The sequence below is a fragment of the Elusimicrobiota bacterium genome (genome assembly GCA_040757695.1).
Classification (GTDB): domain Bacteria; phylum Elusimicrobiota; class UBA8919; order UBA8919; family UBA8919; genus JBFLWK01.
This window is the reverse complement of record JBFLWK010000116.1, coordinates 1-5,529: the sequence shown is the minus strand read 5'-3', so window position 1 is coordinate 5,529 and position 5,529 is coordinate 1. Positions and strand designations below refer to the sequence as shown.

Here is a 5,529-nt window from a genome sequence, read left to right as displayed (position 1 = left end):
GACTTAACTATTCATAGGAATTGTTCAGGTTTCTTGTGCATCCCTGTTTTACAGGGTTATTCCATTTTTGTCAATGAACAATATGTTTCAACATTTATTAGCAAAAATTTGCCAAACTACAGTATATAAGAAAATCCAAAAGTATCTTTCAGGTCTAAAAAAAGGTTCATAATCTGTGCTTGGATTGAAATATCAAGCGCTGAAACCGGCTCGTCGGCAATAATTAGTTTTGGCTCTGCCGCGAGTGCTCGTGCGATTGCGATTCGTTGTCGTTGCCCGCCAGAGAACTGATGCGGATATTGTTCTAATGCTTGAGAAGGTAATCCTACAAATCCGAGAATTTCTTTTGCACGTTTTTCTAATTTATCTTGCCACTTCTTTTTGTTTGTTCTGATTGCTTCAAAGATTGCTGTTTTAACCGACAGTTTTGGATTGAGCGATGAAAACGGGTCTTGAAAAATCATCTGGATTTTTCGGGCGAGTTCAATTCTAGAATAATTCTTTATATCGTTACCGTCAATAAAAATCTTGCCGGTGTCATATACCAGGAATCCTGCGATAATTTTTGCAAGTGTAGTTTTCCCGCTACCTGACTCGCCTGCAATACCTAAAATTTTACCTTTTTCTAAAGATACCGATACATTCTCTATTACTTTGATTTGTTTTGTGGCTGTTTTGAACAAACCTGTTTCAACCACAAAACTTTTGGTTACATTGCCACAGTTCAAGATTAAATCATTCAACATATAAATTATTACCGATATACACAGAATTGTAAAGTTTTTTCATTTCCTTTAAACCCAACTGGATACAGACATGATTGATTGTATCATGTTGCTGAACATTTTTTGTATAACTGTGAATAATTAAAAAATCTGTAAGATAAATTGCATAATTCCCAAGCGCGCCAATCATCAATCGTTCAGGAGAATTTTCAGCGGGAATTTCTTTTGTAATATTTTCATAAATCCATTTTGGTTTTATTGGTGCTGGATTTTTCTCTTTTGCCAGGATTTTCAATTTTTTTCGTCTAATTTCGCTTTTTACGAAACGCTGTATAATTTTTTTAGTGATAGCAATATCAAACAAAATTTTTCCGCTTTTTACAAGTTTCAGGCGATTAAGTTTAATATCCAAAATGATTTTTGTTGTAAGTATATCCAGTTGACCTGAAAGTAGACGATTCTCTTTTTTCAGATTTTTATGCTGTTCTGTCAGCGCTTTTTTCTCAGATTCAAGTTGTGGAATCATCTCCTGCTTGATTACTTCTGCGTCGCCAATTGCGGATTGTTTTAATGTCCACATATATTTTTTTTGGTTTATATGCAGTAAAAGATGTTTTTTTAACTCACCAATTTCATTTTCCAGTGCATTTGTATAGTATGGCAGTTTTATATGAATGAGGACGGAAACGATTACAACAGACAAGAATAATATTCTGATTATTATCTTCAAAAAGTTAGTAGACATAAATTGTCGTCTTATTAATTTTTGCTATTTTGTAAATGTATTCTAAATCATCTGCACCGAGTCGGACACAGCCGTGTGAAACAGCCCTGCCTAAAAATTCTTCTTTTAGTGTGCCGTGTATTTTATACCCAAAACCCAAATCCATCGCATATTTTCCAAGTTCACCTTTAACTTTTCGTTCAGGCGCCCCCGGTAATGGAATCTCTTTTTTTTCTTCAACAAACGCCCAATCCGGTTTAAACCATATAGGATTTTCAACCTTACTTTTGATAATAAAAATCCCTTTCGGTGTTGAGAACTCCCATTTTCTTTTTGTTTTCTTATCTGTAAGAATACCACCTTTACCAACGGAACATTTTACGATGTGTAATATCTGACCTTGTTGTTTTAGATATAAAACATTTTCTTGTGTATCAACAAGAATATAAAATTCTTTGCCAACAAGTTCGTTGATTTTTTCCGAGATTATTAAATTGGTATTTGTGAGATTAAATATTTTTTCAATCAGGTTTTTATTGGCTTCAATCAACAATAATTGTTTGCTTTTCAATACTGAGGATTGTCTATATATTTTATTTCGCTCTTTTTCTAATTGCTTGGTTTCTTTTGAGACATCTGATATTCGCTTTTTAATGAGTTCGTATTCCCGTTTAGTAATAATAAATTTTTGGATATCTAAAAAAACAACCAACAAAAATCCGAAGAAAGTAAGTATAAAAACAAAAATTATCCAATTTTTTATTCTTTTTTTCATAGATTAAAACATCTCAATAATTTTGTACCTTTGGGTTTTAATTGCGGTTGTTCTATTATACATTTCTCAATTTTTTTTGGACATCTGGTCTGAAATTTACAACCCTGTGGGAACATAATTAAATCAGACACACTTCCTGCAATTGTAGTGAATCTCGTTTGTTTTATAGCCCGTTTAGGGATTGCTGATAAAAGCGCTTTTGTATACGGATGTTCAGGATATTTCAGAATTTCAGTTGTGGTTCCCGCTTCAACAATTTCACCAGCATAGATTACAATAATTCTGTTACAGATATCAGAGGCAATAGCAAAATTATGAGTAATAAAAAGAACGGTTAGATTAAGTTCACTTCTAAGTTTTTTAATAAGTTCTAAAATCTCTTTCTGGATTGTAGTATCCAGTGCTGTAGTTGGCTCATCTGCGATAAGGATTTCTGGAGATGGTACGAGTGCTTGAGCAATCATAACACGCTGTCTCATTCCGCCCGAAAGTTGGTGTGGATAAGAATTTATGATTCTTTCTGGATTGTCCAATTGAACCATTTTCAGCAGTTTTTCAATTTCGGCATCTGTAGAAACCGCACCGTGTATTTTAAGTGTTTCTCTGAGCTGTTCACCGATTTTTATAACAGGGTTTAGCGAAGACAACGGGTCCTGAAAAATAAAACCGATTTTTTTGCCACGAATTTTTTGTAATTGTTTTGTTCCTGATTGAAGTATCTGTTGGTTGTAAAAAAATACTTTTCCCGCTGTAATTTTTGCCTCTTTTGGTAGAAGATTCAAGATAGAAAGTGCGATAGTTGTTTTTCCACAGCCAGATTCACCAACAATTGCGATAGAATCATTCTTGTCGACCGTGAAAGAGACATCTCTTACAACGGGAATAATTTTTTTGCCGATAGTATATTCAACAGAAAGGTTTTCAATAGATAGAATCGTTTCCATACAAAAAATGACAACAGCGATTTTAACTGCCTATTACAACGATACTTCTAATTTTCAGCGTTGGAATCATTATGTCCTCGGGTCCAGTACATCCCGTAGTCCTTCGCCTAAAAAATTCCAGCCAAGCACTGTTATTAAAATTGCTAATCCCGGAAAAACAGACAGCCACCATGCAATATGAATATAGTCCTTACCGCTTGTCAAAATATTTCCCCACGATGGTGTTGGTGGTTGAACTCCAAGCCCCAGAAACGAAAGGCCTGATTCTGTTAGTATTGCACTGCCAACGCCTAAAATACCTGCAACAATTATTGGCGCAATCACATTTGGTAGAATATGAACAAACAAAATTCTACCTTGCAATAATCCCAGCCCTTTTGCCGCCAGTATAAAATCACGCTCTTTTACTGAAAGCGTTTCTCCACGAACCAATCGTGCAAGACCTGTCCAGGAGGTAAGCCCTATAACAATCATCACATTGTAAATACTTGGTTCCAAGAATGCAATCACCATCAGTATCAAAAAAAATGTCGGGAAACATAACATAATATCCACAAACCGCATAATAATTGTGTCAGTTTTACCGCCAAGATAGCCGGAGATAATACCAAGCAATGTACCGATAACAACTGAAATTGCGACGGCAATAATTCCAACCGTTATAGAGATTCTTGTTCCATAAACCATTCTTGAAAAAACATCTCTGCCTAATTCGTCAGTACCTAGAAAATGGTTTTTTGATGGTGGTTGTACCCGTTGCAAAATATTCCCTTCAATCGGGTTGTGAGTAGAAATTAAAGGCGAAAAAACTGCTATTAAAATTAAAACAAGTAATATCAAAAATCCGATTTTAGCAAGTTTGTTTCCCAAAAATTTGACAAGGTAAAGTTTCAACATAAATTATTTCCGGACATTTGTCCTTTTATTTTTTGATTTTATTATTAAACCTCTGGCTACAGTTCTATTTGAAAACTGAGATTTTCTTGTTTTTATTATTTTACTTCTATACAAGTCTTTCAGGTAAGAATGTGCTGCTGATTTTGAGATATTAAAATAATCTGCAGTTTCTCTTACTGTTGGTGGAATTTTGCGTCTTTTCAATGCAATTTTTACAAATCTCAAAACAGTTTTCAAATTTAGTAGTTTATTTCTACCCATATATTTCCGGACATTTGTCCTTTTTTAATTTTAACCTTTAACCTTTAACTTTCTATTTGTATCGTATCCGTGGGTCTATATATGCATATGTTATATCTGCTATTAAATTACCAACCAATGTCAGAATTGCGACGATTGTTCCAACCGCCATAATAACAGGATAGTCGCGTGCCATTATTGCTTCATAACCAAGCCGACCCATCCCAGGCCAGGCAAAAATCGTCTCAAAAATAAAAGAACCACCAATCAAATCCGGCAAAGTAAGTCCGAGTATTGTTACAACCGGTATTAACGCATTTCTTAATGCATGCTTAAAAATTACCGTCATTTCAGAAAGCCCTTTTGCTCGGGCAGTTCTTATGTAATCCTGATGAAGAACTTCCAGCATTGCTGATTTTGTGTATCTTGAGAGTCCTGCGATACCTGTGAATGCCGATACAAAAACCGGCAAAACAAGATGTTTAGCAATATCCCAAAATTTTCCTAAAAGAGTCAGTTCATCAAAATTGACAGACCGAAAACCAGAAATTGGTAACCAGCCAAGGTGCAGTCCGAAAAAAATCATCAAAAGTATTGCGAACCAAAAAGTAGGTACAGAAAAACCGACAAAGACAAAAATGGTTGTGATTTTATCAAAAACAGAATCCTTTTTTACCACCGAGCAAACACCAATTGGGATTGCTGATACAAAAATCAAAATTATAGATAAAAAATTAAGCAGTAAAGTCGCAGGGAAACGTTCTAAAATTTTTTTTATCACAGGTCTATCATCTTTGAATGATTTCCCAAAGTCAAGTTTTGCCAATCGTTTAAGCCACCACCAGTATTGAACATACACCGGCTTATCAAGTCCATAAAGTGCTACAAGTCGCTGCTTTGCTTCGGCAGTAATTTTCTGGTTCATATCAGTAAGGATGTCTGTTGGTTTGCCCGGTGAAAGATGCATTACCAGAAAAGTTATTATTGTTATCCCGATAAGCATAGGGATTGTTAATAAAAGCCGCCTGATAATATAGGAAAGCATACAGAAATATTATATTTAATTAACCTAAAATTGCAATTAAAAAAATGACTGTCTTTAATTTTGCCATAAGCAATTTTTCCCTCATAGCATACAATCATATTTTTTCTCCTGAAGTTTTTTCTACCGACGAATGTGAATTTGGTTCAGTAAGTCCATATTCTTCTTTGAATTTTTTAGGA

At 34.5% G+C, this 5,529-nt stretch carries 7 protein-coding genes; all 7 read right to left on the bottom strand.

The window, feature by feature from the left end; translation table 11 throughout:
- Window positions 1–116 precede the first annotated feature (116 nt).
- Window positions 117–746, bottom strand: a complete 630-nt coding sequence (locus AB1349_12600; GenBank protein ID MEW6558166.1) for a dipeptide/oligopeptide/nickel ABC transporter ATP-binding protein — start codon at window positions 744–746, stop codon at window positions 117–119.
- A complete protein-coding gene (locus AB1349_12595; protein MEW6558165.1) occupies window positions 736–1,470 on the bottom strand; it encodes a hypothetical protein in 735 nt (244 codons plus the stop codon). Before AB1349_12595 ends, AB1349_12600 begins: the two co-directional genes overlap by 11 nt.
- The gene (locus AB1349_12590) at window positions 1,460–2,224 is read right to left on the bottom strand and encodes a L,D-transpeptidase (GenBank protein MEW6558164.1); all 765 of its coding nucleotides are present in this window, start codon (window positions 2,222–2,224) and stop codon (window positions 1,460–1,462) included. The genes AB1349_12595 and AB1349_12590 overlap by 11 nt, the downstream gene beginning before the upstream one ends.
- Complete coding sequence (locus AB1349_12585; protein MEW6558163.1) at window positions 2,221–3,168, bottom strand: ABC transporter ATP-binding protein; 948 nt, start codon at window positions 3,166–3,168, stop codon at window positions 2,221–2,223. Before AB1349_12585 ends, AB1349_12590 begins: the two co-directional genes overlap by 4 nt.
- A 69-nt stretch (window positions 3,169–3,237) precedes the next feature.
- Window positions 3,238–4,065, bottom strand: coding sequence for an ABC transporter permease (locus tag AB1349_12580; GenBank protein ID MEW6558162.1), 828 nt, complete (start codon window positions 4,063–4,065; stop codon window positions 3,238–3,240).
- 3 nt (window positions 4,066–4,068) lie between these two features.
- Window positions 4,069–4,326 (bottom strand): hypothetical protein, encoded by a 258-nt coding sequence (locus AB1349_12575; GenBank protein ID MEW6558161.1) that lies wholly within the window; start codon window positions 4,324–4,326, stop codon window positions 4,069–4,071.
- 52 nt (window positions 4,327–4,378) lie between these two features.
- Window positions 4,379–5,350: an ABC transporter permease gene (locus AB1349_12570; GenBank protein MEW6558160.1), complete on the bottom strand. Its 972-nt coding sequence runs from the start codon at window positions 5,348–5,350 to the stop codon at window positions 4,379–4,381.
- Between the last annotated feature and the right edge of the window lie 179 nt (window positions 5,351–5,529).